The 16,657-nt window shown below is 64.3% G+C and carries 13 protein-coding genes and 1 pseudogene; 7 read left to right on the plus strand and 7 right to left on the minus strand.

Going from position 1 to position 16,657, the window contains the following annotated elements; genetic code table 11:
* Positions 1–19: 19 nt before the first annotated feature.
* Genes DPV74_RS14065 through DPV74_RS14085 form a run of 5 tightly spaced genes read right to left on the minus strand, consistent with a single transcriptional unit; the run spans position 20 to position 5,457 of the window.
* Positions 20–1,126 (minus strand): glycosyltransferase, encoded by a 1,107-nt coding sequence (locus DPV74_RS14065; RefSeq protein WP_027788179.1) that lies wholly within the window; start codon positions 1,124–1,126, stop codon positions 20–22.
* Between the two features lie 27 nt (positions 1,127–1,153).
* Entirely contained in the window at positions 1,154–2,176 is a 1,023-nt protein-coding gene (gene galE, locus DPV74_RS14070) for a UDP-glucose 4-epimerase GalE (RefSeq protein WP_027788178.1), read from the minus strand.
* A 15-nt stretch (positions 2,177–2,191) separates the two neighbouring features.
* Positions 2,192–3,328: a glycosyltransferase family 4 protein gene (locus DPV74_RS14075; protein WP_059695949.1), complete on the minus strand. Its 1,137-nt coding sequence runs from the start codon at positions 3,326–3,328 to the stop codon at positions 2,192–2,194.
* Between the two features lie 51 nt (positions 3,329–3,379).
* Complete coding sequence (locus DPV74_RS14080; RefSeq protein ID WP_027788176.1) at positions 3,380–4,204, minus strand: glycosyltransferase; 825 nt, start codon at positions 4,202–4,204, stop codon at positions 3,380–3,382.
* A complete protein-coding gene (locus DPV74_RS14085) occupies positions 4,201–5,457 on the minus strand; it encodes a lipopolysaccharide biosynthesis protein (protein ID WP_119337413.1) in 1,257 nt (418 codons plus the stop codon). The genes DPV74_RS14080 and DPV74_RS14085 overlap by 4 nt, the downstream gene beginning before the upstream one ends.
* Positions 5,458–5,720: 263 nt before the next feature.
* On the opposite strand from DPV74_RS14085, the gene DPV74_RS14090 reads away from it, so the two are divergent.
* From DPV74_RS14090 to DPV74_RS14100, 3 genes are all read left to right on the plus strand, one after another.
* Positions 5,721–7,115 (plus strand): phosphomannomutase/phosphoglucomutase, encoded by a 1,395-nt coding sequence (locus DPV74_RS14090; protein ID WP_021161706.1) that lies wholly within the window; start codon positions 5,721–5,723, stop codon positions 7,113–7,115.
* A gap of 915 nt (positions 7,116–8,030) precedes the next feature.
* Complete coding sequence (locus DPV74_RS14095) at positions 8,031–8,909, plus strand: class I SAM-dependent methyltransferase (RefSeq protein ID WP_119337414.1); 879 nt, start codon at positions 8,031–8,033, stop codon at positions 8,907–8,909.
* A 253-nt stretch (positions 8,910–9,162) separates the two neighbouring features.
* A complete protein-coding gene (locus DPV74_RS14100; RefSeq protein WP_162923033.1) occupies positions 9,163–10,209 on the plus strand; it encodes an acyltransferase in 1,047 nt (348 codons plus the stop codon).
* 2 nt (positions 10,210–10,211) lie between these two features.
* Here the strand turns inward: DPV74_RS14100 and DPV74_RS14105 are convergent, their stop codons facing one another.
* On the minus strand, positions 10,212–10,418 hold the full coding sequence (locus tag DPV74_RS14105; RefSeq protein ID WP_081066146.1) for a hypothetical protein: 207 nt from the start codon (positions 10,416–10,418) through the stop codon (positions 10,212–10,214).
* A gap of 179 nt (positions 10,419–10,597) precedes the next feature.
* Entirely contained in the window at positions 10,598–12,247 is a 1,650-nt protein-coding gene (locus tag DPV74_RS14110) for an FAD-dependent oxidoreductase (protein WP_119337416.1), read from the minus strand.
* A gap of 222 nt (positions 12,248–12,469) precedes the next feature.
* Here DPV74_RS14110 and DPV74_RS14115 point away from each other — a divergent pair.
* The 4 genes and pseudogenes from DPV74_RS14115 to waaA form a co-directional block, all read left to right on the plus strand.
* Positions 12,470–13,210 (plus strand): annotated as a pseudogene (locus tag DPV74_RS14115) (DDE-type integrase/transposase/recombinase); the annotation flags it as partial.
* Positions 13,211–13,361: 151 nt separating this feature from the next.
* Positions 13,362–14,357 carry a lipopolysaccharide heptosyltransferase I gene (gene waaC / locus DPV74_RS14120; RefSeq protein WP_021161705.1) on the plus strand — a complete coding sequence of 332 codons (996 nt, stop codon included), beginning with the start codon at positions 13,362–13,364 and terminating at the stop codon, positions 14,355–14,357.
* Positions 14,358–14,424: 67 nt separating this feature from the next.
* Positions 14,425–15,309: a Kdo hydroxylase family protein gene (locus DPV74_RS14125; protein ID WP_021161704.1), complete on the plus strand. Its 885-nt coding sequence runs from the start codon at positions 14,425–14,427 to the stop codon at positions 15,307–15,309.
* Positions 15,310–15,346: 37 nt separating this feature from the next.
* The coding region (gene waaA, locus DPV74_RS14130) for a lipid IV(A) 3-deoxy-D-manno-octulosonic acid transferase (protein WP_119337417.1) at positions 15,347–16,657 on the plus strand (1,311 nt) is incomplete at its 3' end.

The following is a 16,657-nucleotide window of genomic DNA, read 5'->3' on the forward strand; positions in this document are numbered from 1 at the left end:
GATGAAGCCGGCAGGCCGTTCAGTGGCTGCGCCGCTCCTTCCTCACCACCATCCACCGCGGCACGCGGAACCGTACGATGCTGAGATACAGCCACACGTAGGTCAGCGCGAACAGCAAGACGAACACGAACAGGTGCACCGTGTGCCGCCAGAACAGCGTCGCGGGTATCACCGCGACGAGACACAGCAGCCACAGGTACGGCGACGTCAGCGAATTGCGGCGCGTGAGGTCGTGCGCGTGTTTCGTGCCGACGGCCCAGCGCATCAGCCGCTTGTACACGAGCATGTGCAGGTGCACGCCGTCCGGAATCCCCGGCGACATCCCACGAATGAATTTCTTCCGGTAGATCGAGAAGCAGGTCTCGAAGATCGGGTACATGAACAGCAGCACCGGGTACCAGGCCGACACTTCGCGGTTGCGCATCACGAGCATGATCGCGAGTTCCGCGAGCATGAAGCCGATGAAATAGGCGCCGCCGTCGCCGAGGAAGATCAGCCCGGCCGGGAAATTCCACAGGAAGAAGCCGAGCACGGCACCCATCATGATGATCGACGCCGACATGACGACCGGGTCGCGGACCTGGAACGCCACGTAAGCGAGCGATGCGAACATCATGAAGCTGACCATCGACGCGAGCCCGTTGAAGCCGTCGATGATGTTGACCGCGTTCGCGAGCGCCGCGACCGCGAGCACGGTGATGAACGCCGAAATGGCCGCGTAGTGGAGCAGGAAGTCGAGCGGCGGCACGCTGATGCGCGTGACCGCGATACCCATCAGCCAGAACGCGAGCGCGGCCGCGCCCATCGTGCAGAGCAGCCGCGCGCGCGGCGACACGCGTTTGGTCAGGTCCTCGACGAGGCCGGACAGAAACGCCGGCAGCCCGCAGGCCGCGATGCCGAGAATACTGCCCGCGATCGTCGGATAGTGCCGGGACAGAATCAGCGCGGCCACGACGACCCCGGCGAGGATCCCGATGCCCCCCACGCGCGGCACGGGCCGCACGTGGAATTTCTGCACGCCGGCCAGGTCGCTGTCGACCGAGAATTTCTCGTGAAGGTGCGCGTAGCGCACGATGAACAGCGTGACGAGCAGGGAGACGATGAAGCCGGACGCGAAGCTGAGCATGGGATCGCTCGAAAAATGGACAGCGGATTATACAAAACCGCGCGGGTTCCCCTCCTGCCATCGCCAGTGGTCGACACACATTTCCTCGATGCCGAGCGTCGCGCGCCAGCCGATGATGTCGGCCGCGGCCTGCGGGTTCGCGTAGCACTCGGCGATGTCGCCCGGGCGGCGCGCGACAAGTTCGTACGGCACCGGGCGGCCCGATGCCTTCTCGAACGCGCGCACGACTTCCAGCACGCTGTAGCCCTGGCCCGTGCCGAGGTTCACGACGAAGCTCGCGTCGCGTTTCGCGAGCGCGTCGAGCGCGGCGATGTGCCCCTTCGCGAGATCGACGACGTGGATGTAGTCGCGCACGCCCGTGCCGTCCGGCGTCGGGTAGTCGGAGCCGAACACGCGCAGTTTTTCCAGCTTGCCGACGGCAACCTGCGCGACATACGGCATCAGGTTGTTCGGGATGCCGGCCGGATCCTCGCCGATCAGCCCGCTCGCGTGCGCGCCGACCGGGTTGAAGTAGCGCAGCGTCGCGATGCGCCACGTCGGGTCCGACACCTCGAGATCGCGCAGGATCTGCTCGGCGATCAGCTTCGACTGGCCGTAAGGATTCGTCGCGGACAGCGGGAACGACTCGTCGATCGGCGAGCGCTCGGGCACGCCGTACACGGTCGCGGACGAGCTGAACACGAACTGCTTCACGTTGCGCTCGCGCATTACCTTGAGCACGGCGAGCAGGCCGCCGAGGTTGTTCTGGTAGTACTCGAGCGGCTTCTCGACCGATTCGCCGACGGCCTTGAGCGCCGCGAAATGGATCGTGCCGGTGATCGGATGCGCGTCGAACACCTTGGCGAGCGCGGCTTCGTCGCACACGTCGACCTGATGGAACGCGGGCGTCTTGCCGGTGATCCGCTCGATGCGGCGCACGGATTCGGCCTTGCTGTTGACGAGGTTGTCGACGATCACGACATCGTAGCCGTTGTCGAGCAACTCGACGGCCGTGTGCGAGCCGATGTAGCCCGCACCGCCGGTAACGAGGATGGTGCCTTTAGCGGTCATTGCAGATGCGCTCCTTCAGAGGGTGATGCCGGTTAGCGAATGGATGGTTCGCCGGTAGCGTTCGACGACCTGCTGTTCGTCGAATTCCGCCACGACCTTCTGCCGGCCGCGCGCGCCCATCGCGTCGCGTCCGGCCGTTCCGAGTTCGATCATGCGGAGCAGCTGCTCCGCGAGGCTCGCGCTGTCGCGTGCGCGGCACAGGAAGCCCGTGTCGCCGTCGGCGACGACGTCGCGGCAGCCCGGCACGTCGGTCGCGACGATCGGGCGCCCCATCGCCGATGCTTCCATCAGCGTGCGCGGCACGCCTTCGCGGTACGACGGCAGCACGACGCAGTCGGCCGCCGCGATATGGGGGCGCACGTCGTGCGCTTCGCCGAGATACTCGACGACGCCTTCGCCGACCCACGCATCGACATCCGCGCGGCCGATCGCGCTCGGATTGTCGACGCCGAGCGGCCCGAGCAGCTGGAAGCGCGCGTTCGGGAAGCGCTCGCGCACGACGCGCGCGGCCTCCACGTATTCGCGCACGCCCTTGTCCCACAGCAGGCGGCCGATCAGGATGAAGACGGGCGCGCTGCCGGCCGGCAGCGGCACCGGCGCGAACTGTTCGAGATCGACGCCTTCGCCGTGCAGCAGCCGCGCGCGATCGGGATGCGCGAGCAACTGCTCGTCGGTGAAGGTGGCGAGATCGTCGCGGTTCAGGAACCACACTTCACGCGGGAAGCGGAACGCGAACCGGTACAGGCGTTTCGCGACGCTCGCCGCGCGGCTCTTCTGGATGAAGACGTAACCGAGCCCGGTCGTCACCGCGATCGACGGCACGCGCGCGAGCCACGCGGCGACCGAGCCGTAGATGTTCGGCTTGATCGTGTAGTGAAACACGAGATCGGGCTGCAGCGCGCGGTAATGACGGAACAGTGCGGCAAGCGTGCCGAGGTCTTCGCGCGGGCTCGTGCCTTTCGACGCGACCGCGAGCGCCACGTAGCGGCAGCCCATCTGCTCGAGCAGGGGCACCGTGCGGTCGTGCGGTGCGATCACGATGACGTCGGCGCCGCGCGCGACGAGTGCGCGGATCAGCCCGTGGCGATACGTGTAGATCGCCCAGGCCGTGTTGCAGACGAGCGCGATGCGCAGCGGGGAGGTGGCGGACATGAAAAAAAGAAAAAATAAAGCGTCGAAATGGCCGAAAACGCCGGCTGCGCGTCAGGCGGACGGCCGAGCGGCGAACAGCGTCTGCTTGATCCGCTGCAACGTACGGTACGGCGTCACGAAATGCAGCAGGTTCTTGGCGAGGCCGGCCCAGTCGTACGGGTTCAGCGCGTTGAAGTGGCTCAACAGCAGCGTGAGCGTCGACACCAGCTGGCGCCGGCGCTTGGTCGCACTGATCCCGCCCTCGTTCAGTTCGTAATAGAGGCCGAGTTCCGGCAGGTTCGCGCAATCGTAGCGTTGCATTAACCGCAAAAAAAGATCGAGATCCTCGGCCGCACGGTATTTCGCACGATAGTTCCCCACTTCGCGCACGGCGTCGATGCGCAGCATGACCGACGGATGCACGAGCGGCGAGCGCAGAAAGCGCGTGCGGCGCAGCGTGCGCGGATCGGCGGGCGGCGTCAGCATGAAGCGCGGTTCGCCGGCGCGCGACACGACCTGCGTCCACATGCCGACGCAGGCCACGCGCGGGTGGGCGCCGAGATACGCGCGCTCCTTCGCGAGGCGCTGTGGCGCAGCGAGATCGCCTGCGTCGATGCGCGCCGCGAAGCGGAAGCCGCGTGCGGCGAGCGCGTCGATGCCGGCCGCGAGCGCGCGTTCGATGCCGCCGTTCTCCGGCATGCGCAGCACGTCGATCGTGAGGCCGGGCAGGTCGGGCGCGACGATCGGCGGCGTGCTGCCGTCATCGACGACCAGCACGTGCACGGGCGTGTCCTCGCGAAACGATGCGAGGGTCCGAACGACGTCGTCGTGCCCGTTGTAGGCCGGCATCAGCACGGCCACGTCGTCGAGCGGGGTCGGGCAATCAGGGGACGTCATGGTCGCAGCTTGAAACGGATGTAATAAAAGTTGACGGCGGCGGCGGCCAGATAGCCGGCCGCCAGCCCGACGAGCGCGCCGTACAGGCCGAGCCGCGGGATCGCGAACAGGTTGACGAACGCGGCGATCGCGAGCGCGAGCAGCCATTTCGACAGCAACACGAATTTTGCTTGATATTTGAGAACGATAAGATTGCCTATCGCCTCGATGCCGGCCGGCACCGACAGCCAGACCGCCCAACGGAAGATGTCGACCGACGCCTCGTAGCCGCGGCCGAACACCTTGCCGACGATCAGCGGGGCGGCGGCGTCGAGCACGAGCGCGCCGGCCGTCATCAGGCAGGCCGTCATCGCGATCAGTCGGACGATGTTGCGGCGCAGCCGCGCGACGTCCTGCACGCGATAGACGAAGGCGGGCGCGATCGTCTGCGCGAGCATCAGCGCGAGCGTGATCCAGTTCTCGTTGAGCTGCTGCGCGGCCGAGTAGCGGCCGAGATCGGCGAACGACACGTGACGCTCGAGCATCAGGCGGTCGAGCTTCAGGAACAGGTACATGCAGATGAGGCCGAGCCAGAACACGGTGCCGGCCGTCGCAAAGTGCCTGAACAGCGGCTTGTCGAACGTCCAGCCGAGCGAGCCGTCGTTACGATGCCGGTAGTACAGCATCAGCGCGAAACCGATGGCGGCGGCCTCGAGCGCCCACAGCCATGCGAAGCGGGCAGGGCCCGCGGCCGCACGGACGAGCAGCCAGACGAGCAGCGCCTTCGCCAGCGCGGTGACCATGCTGGTGACGAGCTGCGGCTTGCTGTAGGTCATGCTCTGCAGCCACGCGTTGATGACGCCGACGAACGGCTCGCGGAACACCATCGTGACCGCCAGGCCTGCGAGCATCGCGCCGACCAGCGGATCGAAGGCGCCCGCGGCGATCGCGATCCAGGTCGCGACGAGCGCGGCGGCGGAGACGGCGATGCGCAGCGCGAATGCGCTGCCGAGTACCGCGCCGAGCTGGGCGGGCGGGCGCTGGACGATGGTCGGGACGAGGATTTCCGCGCCGCACACCCAGGTGAGCGGCGCCAGTACCAGGAGGAGCGTATTCGCATACTGCCATTTGCCGAACACATCCGGCCCGAAATAACGGGCCAGCAGGCCGCTGATCGCGATCGCGACGCCGATCTGCGTGAGCCGTTCGAGCCCCAGCCAGACGAGATTCGCGACGGCCTTCGCGACGTCCGGGTTGCCGAAGCGCTTCAGCATGCGCTGTGGCGGCGTGCGGGCAAGGGGGCCGGCAGGGCGCCCGAAGGCTGCAGGTCGGCGGCGGCGGGACGGCTAGGCATTAAAATGGGCGGCATGCGCGTCATCAAAACCCGCGATTATAAGTGGGATCGGGGTGGCTTCCGCCGTTCTGCGCCAGCGGGTGCGCTCCTCGCCGGGCGGGCATGTATCATGCGCGGCACCGGCGAGCGGCGGCCAGGCAAGCCAGACAATTTTCCATGCACGCAACTGAGAGAAGTGAATCGATGATCTCCCAATCCATCTTCAAGGCATATGACATTCGTGGCGTGGTCGGCAAGACGCTCGACACCGACACGGCGCGCGGGATCGGCCGGGCATTCGGCAGCGAAGTGCGCGCGCAGGGCGGCGATGCGGTCGTCGTCGCGCGCGACGGCCGCCTGTCAGGGCCGGAGCTCGTCGGCGCGCTTGCCGACGGCCTGCGTGCGGCGGGCGTCGACGTCGTCGACGTCGGCATGGTGCCCACGCCGGTCGGCTATTTCGCGGCGAACGTGCCGCTCGCGCTGAAGGACGGCGAGCGCCGCGTCGATTCGTGCATCGTCGTCACGGGCAGCCACAACCCGCCCGACTACAACGGCTTCAAGATGGTGCTGCGCGGCGCCGCGATCTACGGCGAGCAGATCCAGGCGCTGTACCGCCGCATCGTCGACGAGCGCTTCGAAACGGGCAGCGGCTCGTACGAACAGTTCGACGTGGCCGACCAATACATCGCGCGCATCGTCGGCGACATCAAGCCGGCCCGTCCGATGAAGCTCGTCGTCGACGCCGGCAACGGCGTGGCCGGCCCGCTCGCGACGCGCCTGTTCAAGGCGCTCGGCTGCGAGCTCGTCGAGCGCTTCACCGACATCGACGGCACGTTCCCGAACCACCACCCCGATCCCGCCCACCCGGAAAACCTGCAGGACGTGATCCAGGCGCTCAAGGACACCGACGCCGAGATCGGCTTCGCGTTCGACGGCGACGGCGATCGCCTGGGCGTCGTCACGAAGGACGGCCAGATCATCTATCCGGACCGCCAGCTGATGCTGTTCGCGGAAGAAGTGCTGTCGCGCAACCCGGGCGCGCAGATCATCTATGACGTGAAGTGCACGCGCCACCTCGCGCAATGGGTGAAAGCGAAGGGCGGCGAGCCGCTGATGTGGAAGACGGGTCACTCGCTCGTGAAGGCGAAGCTGCGCGAGACGGGTGCGCCGCTCGCCGGTGAAATGAGCGGCCACGTGTTCTTCAAGGATCGCTGGTACGGCTTCGACGACGGCCTCTACACGGGCGCACGCCTGCTCGAGATCCTCGCGAAGACGGCCGACCCGAGCGCGCTGCTCAACAGCCTGCCGGACGCGATGAGCACGCCCGAGCTGCAGCTCTGGCTCGACGAAGGCGAGAACTTCCGCCTGATCGACAAGCTGCAGAAGGAGGCGAAGTTCGACGGCGCCGAGGAAGTCGTGACGATCGACGGCCTGCGTGTCGAGTACCCGGACGGCTTCGGCCTCGCGCGTTCGTCGAACACGACGCCGGTCGTCGTGATGCGTTTCGAGGCCGAGACGCAGGAAGGGCTCGAGCGCATCCAGGAAGACTTCCGCCGCGTGCTGACGGCCGCGAAGCCGGACGTCAAGCTGCCGTTCTGAGTGCCGGTGGCGGCGCGGCCGCCACTGGTGCTAAACGCCCCCAGGGCTGGGTCCGAAAAGCGGCGCGCGCGCATCGCGTGAGGCCGCTTTTCGCACTGTGTGCGGCTAGACTGCAATTCCAGTCGCAACGGGGCGGGTTTGTCCTTGTGCCGCAAGCATTCGATGTGATTTTGAGGCCCCGGTTTCTGTCTACGGCCAGGCCTGCCTGATCAGATCGAGTGCGTTGCGTTGGGCGTGGTGGCAATGTCGAAGGTCGGCGCCCGGTTCGGGGGGCGACAGATGTGGCGCACGCTGCCGCCCAGCTCAGCCATCAGCGTGGAGAAGCGGTGGACGGGCGTTGTGGTTGACCATCTTGTCTTGCAGCTTGCTGCGAACGCTGCGCCGGTGGCACCGGGTTGCATGCGGCCTTGGCTGCTTGCTCGGTGTCGGCGAACGTCAGCTCACGCCGGAGCGTGTTACGAACCTTGCTTCAGATGGTGCGTGACCGGCGAGAACAGCTGCGCGTGTGCGATGAATGCAAAGCTCAACCCAGTGCAATGATCCCGGACAGTTTCGCGTTTCGTGTTGCTGCCCAGACATTGGGTAGTCGAGTGCAGCTTCGCCTGTCGGATGCACACCCAAATCATCGGCTTCATTTATATAGGTTCATATCGGATCCAGAATCCAAGCGGGCCAGATAGCGCGCAAATACGGGAAAATCTGTGTATTCGACGAGCCTAAAGGCTCTCGGGCTGGCGTTCATGGCTATTCCGAATATCTGACTCATCCGTGGAATATGCCGATAAGGCGGCTAACGCAGAGACGGGTTTGCGCCCTGTCATCACTCCGTTGGTTGGTGCAATCCGGAAATAGCGGAGGATGCTATACAATGTCCTGACCGAACATTCCCACCAGCTGTCAACAGAGCATTGACATATGGAAACCATTGCCGCAGGAATGAGGTTTGATTCGCCATATATAAATCAGGAGACAATCACCGAAGCGACGAGGCGCGTCGACGAGGAGGGCCGACGTCTTGGCGTCGGCGGCGGAGGTCTTCATTTCGATACGAGGCGTTTCGCGCTGACGGTCGAATACATGAAAGCGTTCGAGCTTCACCGAGGGTATTGTGTCGAAATCGGTAGCCTCGAATACTTGAGCTCCAAAGTGATATGGTCGTTCTTTCCAGGCTCAACCGTCCGCGGTACCAAAAGCGATCTGCGATATGATCCGCTTCCTTTTGCCGATAATTCAGTCGACAACGTAATCTGTACCGAAGTCATCGAGCATATTTCGGACATTTCTTATCGGCAGGCTACGACGCTGAACGGAATATTCTTTTTCCTCGATGAGGTCTACAGGGTTCTTCGAGTTGGGGGGCGTGCGCTGATCTCAACTCCAAATGCGACCAGCCTATGGGCAATTCAGCGGGCGATGATGCAACAAGCGCCATTGATGTATGACTGGCACTTCCGTGAATTCACGAAACACGAAATGCGTCAGATCGTTGAATATGCCGGATTTGAGGTCGTTGAACATAACGCCGAGTTTGTATGGCATTTATGGGATTTCAGCCCGGTTGAAGAGTTCATGAGGAACTCAAACTACGAATTGTCCGACCGGGGGGATGATCAGTTCATGATCATCGAGAAGCCGGCCCAGCGAATCCGGAGGCCGCACAATCTCAACCTGCCGTCCGAGAAAATCTGGAAAGAGGGTGGCCTACGGCTGGTCAAGAATCAAATTCGACGGAAGTTATATAACCTCGACCTTAGGCTAAAGCTTGCAGCGAGGCGATTCGCTGGGCGTAATTAATTTACGAAACCAAATGTCCGGCGGGGAGAAAATCGGCGTAAGCATCCCGCCGCTCGCCAGTGTCTGATCGGGCCCCTTGATACGGCCACGTCTCGAGATCCAGCACGCAACCGAACGAGACGGTATGCCGAAACGGTTCTGCGGCCGATTGTGATCAGCGCACTACGAGCGAACCAGAGGCGATTCGCGATGTGAGAAAATTGGCGCAACCCGCAACATGCGATTGCGCCCCTTCCCGATTCGACCCGTCAACATGCTCGGAGCACTCCGCACTTTTCTAGCGCTGATCGTCATGGCCGCCCATCTTGGGCGATGGACTGATCTCACGGCAACCTATGCTGTGTCGACGTTCTTCGTGATCAGTGGCTATCTGATGACCGCAACGCTCCATCGCAATTATGGGTTCGGGTCGTCGGGATTCTTTCGATTCTTTCTGAACCGCTTCCTGAGGCTCTATCCGATGTACTGGATTGCAGCTGGCATGTCGGTCTTGCTGATTGCCCTTGAGCCCACGCTTGCGGAGGCATATCACCGAAATTTTCTGCTGCCCGATTCGCTGCGATCGTGGGCTTGCTTGGCCACGAACTGGTACTGGCGCCCGGATTTCCCCCTGCCCGGCAAGCCGAGCGTATCGCACGTCGTGCCGCCGGCATGGGCGCTAGCCGTTGAATTTGCCATGTACGTGGTGCTCGCATTGGGTGCTGCGCGCAACATCAAAACCGGCGTGCTGTGCCTGCTTGTCGGCGTGTTGTTCCATGTTGCGATGGCTCATGACGTGAACGAGCGGATATATGCGATACCTGCGGCTGCACTTCCGTACGGCATCGGAATATGCCTCTATTTCGCAGTCAAGGCATGTCGGGCTTCCGTCACTACGTATGCCTCGGTTACCGCTACGCTCTTGTACGCAGGATTTATATGCGCGCTGCATTTCCTCCCGCTCGATGCTGCAGGAATCCCTTACTACCTGAATCTGGCGGGATTCGCGGTGGCGTTCTTCTTCATCGCGTCCGCGACGGAAGGGCGCTATTTCAGATGGATCGATCGAAATATCGGAGGCCTGTCTTACCCGATCTATCTCATCCACTATCAGGCTGCCTTCGCCATCCAGTTCCTTCTTTCTACGAAGGCAACTGGCTGGACGTTGTTCTGGTTCACGCTCCCCTTGGCCGTGGCTTTATCGGCGGCGCTCGAATACTTGAACAGGCAGATAGTTGACCCTTGCAGAAATGTGGTTCGCGCAAAAGGTGGCGTCGTGTCTGGCGGCGCACCGAGCATGAGCCAATCAGGCACCAGGTGAACTTAATGTGTCTGGCGGAAACTGGGCAGCGTAAGACGTCCATCGTGGATCAGCTTGCGCAGGATCATCCGCAGGTTGTGCTTGGCGCCGCACGGCACTGCGTGGATCGCGTCACCCAGCGCGCCCTTGAGCCGGTTCCGATCGAGTTTGCCGTCGATGGCAACGTCCTTGTAGTCGCCTTGTAAAGAGTTGCAGGTTTTACGCGCCAATATGCCCGTTCACTGCAACTCCCGTATCGTTTCGACCTTGCAGCCTTGCTGTATATGCCTTCAAGGATTGTTCAGGGTCGACTACTTTCTCGGTTGAGTCGGTGAAGGCGACCAAGAATTCCATCGGGAACCTCAGAAAGTACAAGCAGCCATGCTGTCCCGTCGGTGTCCCGTCGGCGTTATCTGTTCGCCAACACCGCGCCTTCGCTCACCAGTGTCGCGGACAGCTTTGCATAGTCGATGTTTTGAACACTGCTTCGCGAATCTATGGCGAGCGCTGCGGCGGCTCCAGCCGCCTGACCGGTAATCATGAATGTCGGCTCGACGCGTATCGATGAATACGCGACGTGCGACGCGGACAGTGCAACCGGCACGAGCAAATTCCGGATCTCGCTGTACTTGGGGACGATCGATCGATACGAGATCGGGTACGGACGCGGCAGCGGCTGCCAAATGGCACCTTCGGTACCGACCTGTCCGTCTACCGCAATGCGATTGACCGTATGCTGATCGATTGGGAATGCACCAAGACCGATGGGATCCGGGATCCTGGTTTCCGTGTACAGATCGTGCTGTGTCATCACATAGCTACCGACCATCCGGCGACTTTCCCGTACGTAAAGGCGCCATGGGAACCCGCCGTTATCCTGGAACTCGTCCTTGCAGAATCCCCACGAGCGAACGTCATCGCGTACGTTTGGCGGAATGCGGGGATCCGTCGCGAGAAACGTCAGGAGCGCCAGCGTATAACGCTTGTGCTCCGCCTCGATTTGGCGACGACCGTTCGCATTCGCATTGGCATACTCCGCGCTTCCCTCGATCTCGTCCGTAGAGAGCAGGCCGAGGCTATTGACGTCGAACTTGTTGTTGGGAATCGGAACGTTCGCGATGTAGTTGAACGTCTTGACGATTTCCGGGTGAGCCAGGGCGACGCGCCCCAGCAGTTCGAATTCCTTGGGATCGTAGTTGGCCGGTTTGACGACGGGAATCTGGTTTCCCTTATCCGCAGTGAGGCAAAGCCGATAGCCATATGCCTGCACGGCCGAGTCTGCCGTGCCCGGTGCGCCGAGATTGTTGGGCGCCACATGCGGAAGCAATCCGCTGTTCGGTTGACCTGGCACAACGTAGGGATCCACACGCGCGCCGTCCTTGATGGAAATGGGGCCAACGCCGGCGAGGGGTTCGCCATATTGTGATTTCGCTTCGCGCCCGAGCGTATGGTCGACGCCGGCCTTCTCGAGCAAATCGCCTTCGTAGCTCGCATCGATGAACATCTTCGCCGCGTAACTATGTCCGTTGCTCGTCTGGACGACCTTGATCTCGTGATTATTAGTTTGAACGCTCGCCAGTTCGGCACCGTATTCGACGGAAACGGACGGGGCGTCGGCAAGCATCTGCAGCAGAATGCTCTCGGCGACATGCGGCTCGTGAAATATGCCGCCCATCGTCCAGGTCTTCCCGTAGCGCGTGTTTACCGCGTCGACGAAACGATGCGCGAAACCGCCCATTGCCCATAGACGATCCTGGGGATAGGCGTCTGTCACGCCGATCCCGCTCGTCGTCATGCCACCGACGTGTTTCGTCGGTTCCAGAATGACGACCCGCTTTTTCAGTTTCGCGGCTTCCAGTGCCGCGGATATACCGCCCGGCGTCGCACCGTAGACGAGGACATCCGCAGGGGCGGATCCTGGCGCGGGCACCGGCATGGCGACGGGCGGAGCGGGCGTCCCTTGTGGTTCCTCGTCGGTACCGTGGCCGCACGCCGCGAGAATGAGCACCGAACCGACCAGCAGCAATCTGCTTGCAACATTATCGAATACTACGAACATGTGACCGCGAGTGTTAGAGAAACAGGGTTAGATGAATCGAGCGACGAGGAACCAGGCTCGGTGAGCGCCTTTAATATTACGACGTATTAAAAACGTTACGATGTATTACGAAAGGTTCGCGGAGTTTATCACTTGCGGATGACACAAAACTATCGACTGGAACCCTGCGGATCCTTGCCGCGCGAGGAGCGGCGAAACGGGGCAGGAGATGATGAGGGTCAGATCAAGATGCTGGCAAACCGGGGGCGGGGGGCGACGAAGGCCGGCAAGCTGAAAGATGTCGTCGATCGACACCGGAAGCCACTGACAGAAATGGAGGCCGAGCTGGCACAGGCTAGGCGTTGGCTGGTCGAGGTCAGAACGGAGCGCGCTCTCCTCAAAAGGTTCGCGACGTACTTCGCGAAGGCGTCGAGGTGAGGTGCGGATTGAACAAATGCGACGAGACTACCCCGTGCCGCCAATGTGCCGAGTGCTGGGCGTACCGATGAGCGGCCACCATGTAGGAACCTCGCCAAGGAAGCGGAGGTGCTCACGGTCCACCCGCGAATCCGGGAAAGTTTCAGGCCGGAGCGCCGGCGGCGACATCAGGAGGAGCGTGGCGTGCGAATCGGCTTGCACCGGGTCAGGAGGCTGCGCAGAAAATCGGGATAGCGCCGCAAGCAGAAGCGCCGGTTCCGGGCCACGACGAATGCGAAGTACGACCTGCCTGTCGAGTCGAATCCGCTGAACCAGGATGTCTCGGTGACGATGCCCAATCACGTCTGGTGTGGTGACGTCACCTCTATCGCGATCGATAAGGGTTGGTTGTGTCCTGCCGGCCAGAGGTACCTGCACCGCGGTGAAATCGTCGGTTACGCGATGAGCGAACGGATGACGAAACATCTGGTCACGCAGGCCTTGTTTCGCGCTGTCGCGGCTCGCCGGCCGCCTGCAGGTCTGATTCGCCACACTGAGCGCGCGTCGTAACACTGTGCGTTGGGCTATCAACCGCTCGTGAACCGGTTGACTGCTACTAATTCAGTCCGACCTCAGTTTTTCGCCTGATCGGCCCCCCGGGCGCGATAAAATCGCGTCTTTATGCCTGTCGCCGGCTGCCAGCCGGCGTTTTTTCAGCGTGCAAAAGATCCTGATCGTGCGCGTGTCGTCGCTGGGCGACGTCGTGCACAACATGCCGGTGATCGCCGATATCCGGCGCCGCCATCCCGATGCGCAGATCGACTGGCTCGTCGAGGAAAGCTTCGTCGATCTCGTGAAGCTCGTCGACGGCGTGCGCAACGTGCTGCCGTTTTCGTTGCGGCGCTGGCGCAAGAAGCCGTTCTCGGGCGCCACGTGGCGCGAGATCCGCGCGTTCCGCCAGCGCCTCGCGGCCGAGCAGTACGACCTCGTGATCGATTGCCAGGGTCTCATCAAGACGGCCTGGGTCGCGAGCTGGGCGCGCGGCCCGCTCGTCGGGCTCGGCAACCGCACCGACGGCGCCGGCTACGAGTGGCCCGTGCGTTTCTTCTACCGCAAGCGTGTGCCGATCGCGCCGCGCACGCACGTCGTCGAGCGCTCGCGGCAACTCGTCGCGGCCGCGCTGGGCGACCCGGCGCCGACGCCGGCCGATCCGGTCGACTTCGGCCTCGATACGCGCGCGGCGGCGCTCGCGGTGGCCGCGCTCGGCCTGAACCTGCCGGTGCCGTACGTGGTGTTCGTCCACGCGACGTCGCGTGCCGACAAGCAGTGGCCGGACGCCGCGTGGATCGAGCTCGGCCAGGCGCTCGTGCGGCGCGGCGCGTCGCTCGTGCTGCCGTGGGGCAACGACGCGGAGCGCGCGACCAGCGAGCGGCTCGCGAAGGAATTCGGCGCGGCGGCGATCGTGCCGCCGAAGCTGTCGCTGCCGGCCGTGGTCGGCCTGATCGACGGCGCGGCCGCCACCGTCGGGGTTGATACAGGTCTGGTTCACATCGCGGCGGCGCTGAAGCGTCCGACGGTCGAACTGTACAATTTCGCGACGGCCTGGCGGACCGGCGGCTACTGGTCGCCGAACGTCGTCAATCTCGGCACGGCGGGGCAACCCCCGTCGATCGCGCAGGTGAAGTCGGCACTCGCGGGCTTCGGTCTCCTGTAACGCCCGCGCCATACGCACGAACCCGCACGAACCCGCACGAACCCGCGCGAACCCAAGCGAACCGATCATGAGCGAATCCCAGATCATCGAGGTCCCGTCCGCCGACTGGAGCGGACACAACCTGTCGGCGCCGCGCGAGCAGCTGCTGGCCGCCGTCGAGGAAGGCAAGGTGCTGTATTTTCCGCACCTGCGCTTCGCGATCGAAGGCGGCGAGGAAGCGCTGCTCGATCCGGCGCTCGCCGACCCGAAACGCAAGAACATCAGCCTCGCGCCGAACGGCGGCGCGCTCGCCGGCGTGCTCGGCGACAGCGTCACGCAGTCGGCGGTGCGCGCGCTCGTCGCGCGTTTCCAGCAGCAGGCCGGCACGCTCGTCGACGGCCTGTTTCCCGAATACCGCGGCAAGCTGCGCGTCGCGCCGACGAGCCTGCGGCTGATGCAGGTCGAGACGCGCCAGACATCCTGGCGCAAGGACGACAGCCGGCTGCACGTCGACGCGTTCCCGTCGCGGCCCAACTACGGCGAGCGCATCCTGCGCGTGTTCACGAACGTGAACCCGGCCGGCGTGCCGCGCGTGTGGCGCGTCGGCGAACCGTTCGAGGACGTCGCGAAGCGCTTCCTGCCGCGCATCAAGCCGCAGCTGCCGGGCGCCGCGTGGTTGCTGAACCTGCTGCACGTGACGAAGTCGCCGCGCAGCGCGTACGACCACCTGATGCTGAACCTGCACGACAGCATGAAGGCCGATCTCGACTACCAGAAGACCAGCCCGCAGGAGACGATGCCGTTTCCGCCGGGTTGCGTGTGGATATGTTTCTCGGATCAGACTTCGCACGCTGTGATGTCCGGCCAGTTCATGCTCGAACAGACGTTCTTCCTGCCGGTCGACGCGATGGTTCGCCGCGAATGCGCGCCGCTCGGCATTCTCGAACGCCTGAAGGGCAGGGCGCTGGTTTGAGCGCGCCTCTTCTCCGAAGCAACACGAGGGCCGCTGCATGCTGCGGGTGATCTATCGCGCGCTGTGGTGGCTCGTCGCGCCGGCCGCGGTCATCCGGCTCTACGTGCGCTCGCGCAAGGAGCGCGGCTATCGCGAGCACATCGCCGAACGTTTCGGCCACGTGGTGGGCCGCTCGCGCGACGACCGCGCGCCGCTGATCTGGGTGCATGCGGTGTCGGTCGGCGAGACGCGCGCCGCGCAGCCGCTGATCGACGCGCTGATGCGCGCGCGTCCCGATGCGCGCATCCTGCTCACCCACATGACGCCGAGCGGCCGCGCGACCGGCGAACAGATCTTCGGCGATCGCGTGCTGCGCTGTTACCTGCCGTACGACATGCCCGGTGCGGTGCGGCGCTTCCTGCGCGCGTGGCGGCCGACGCTCGGCCTCGTGATGGAAACCGAGGTGTGGCCCACGCTGATCGACGAGTGCCGCCGCGCGGACGTGCCGCTGGTGCTGACCAATGCGCGGATGTCCGCGCGTTCGTTCCGGCGCGCGGCGAAGTTCGGCGCGGCGACGCGTGACGTGTTCGGCGGCTTCTCGCGCGTGCTCGCGCAGAGCCCGGCCGATGCGGAGCGGCTGACGTCGCTCGGCGCGCGCAACGTCACCGTGCTCGGCAACCTGAAGTTCGACATGACGACGCCGCCGGAACTGGCGGCGCGCGGCCATGCGTGGCGCGACGCGATCGGCGCGCGGCCGGTGTGGGTCGCCGCGAGCACGCGCGAGAACGAGGAGGCGCTGGTGCTGCAGGCGTTCGCCGCGATGCGTACGCCCGGCGCGCTGCTGGTGCTCGTGCCGCGTCATCCGCAACGTTTCGCCGAGGTCGAGGCGCTCGTCGGGCGCAACGGGCTCAAGTGCGTGCGACGCTCCGCATGGGCGGCCGACGCGGCGGCACTCGCAGCCGGCCATCCGGCCGCCGAGCCGCTGCCGGACGACGTGACGGTGCTGCTCGGCGATTCGATGGGCGAGCTCGGCGCGTATTACGCGGCCGCCGACATCGCGTTCATCGGCGGCAGCCTGCTGCCGCTCGGCGGACAGAACCTGATCGAAGCGTGCGCGGTCGGCGTGCCGGTACTGATCGGGAAGCACGTATTCAACTTCACGCAGGCGACCGCCGACGCGGTCGCGGCCGGCGCGGCACTGCAGGTCGAGGATCCGCTTGATCTCGCGCACGTGCTCGACGCGCTGTTTGCCGACAACGCGCGGCGCATCGCGATGGGTGCGGCCGGCGCGGCGTTCGCTGCGCGTCACCGCGGCGCGACCGCGCGCACGGTCGACGTGCTCGCGGCACTGCTGCCGCCCGCCGAAGCC

This window comes from Burkholderia sp. HAN2018 (assembly GCF_024704855.1).
GTDB classification, from domain to species: Bacteria; Pseudomonadota; Gammaproteobacteria; order Burkholderiales; family Burkholderiaceae; genus Burkholderia; species Burkholderia cepacia.

Excerpts from the sequence above, each read along its gene's own strand:
- DPV74_RS14065 (WP_027788179.1), bottom strand. The coding sequence starts at position 1,126 with ATGCTCAGCTTCGCGTCCGGCTTCATCGTCTCCCTGCTCGTCACGCTG.
- galE (WP_027788178.1), bottom strand. The coding sequence starts at position 2,176 with ATGACCGCTAAAGGCACCATCCTCGTTACCGGCGGTGCGGGCTACATC.
- DPV74_RS14075 (WP_059695949.1), bottom strand. The coding sequence starts at position 3,328 with ATGTCCGCCACCTCCCCGCTGCGCATCGCGCTCGTCTGCAACACGGCC.
- DPV74_RS14080 (WP_027788176.1), bottom strand. The coding sequence starts at position 4,204 with ATGACGTCCCCTGATTGCCCGACCCCGCTCGACGACGTGGCCGTGCTG.
- DPV74_RS14085 (WP_119337413.1), bottom strand. The coding sequence starts at position 5,457 with ATGCTGAAGCGCTTCGGCAACCCGGACGTCGCGAAGGCCGTCGCGAAT.
- DPV74_RS14090 (WP_021161706.1), top strand. The coding sequence starts at position 5,721 with ATGATCTCCCAATCCATCTTCAAGGCATATGACATTCGTGGCGTGGTC.
- DPV74_RS14095 (WP_119337414.1), top strand. The coding sequence starts at position 8,031 with ATGGAAACCATTGCCGCAGGAATGAGGTTTGATTCGCCATATATAAAT.
- DPV74_RS14100 (WP_162923033.1), top strand. The coding sequence starts at position 9,163 with ATGCTCGGAGCACTCCGCACTTTTCTAGCGCTGATCGTCATGGCCGCC.
- DPV74_RS14110 (WP_119337416.1), bottom strand. The coding sequence starts at position 12,247 with ATGTTCGTAGTATTCGATAATGTTGCAAGCAGATTGCTGCTGGTCGGT.
- DPV74_RS14125 (WP_021161704.1), top strand. The coding sequence starts at position 14,425 with ATGAGCGAATCCCAGATCATCGAGGTCCCGTCCGCCGACTGGAGCGGA.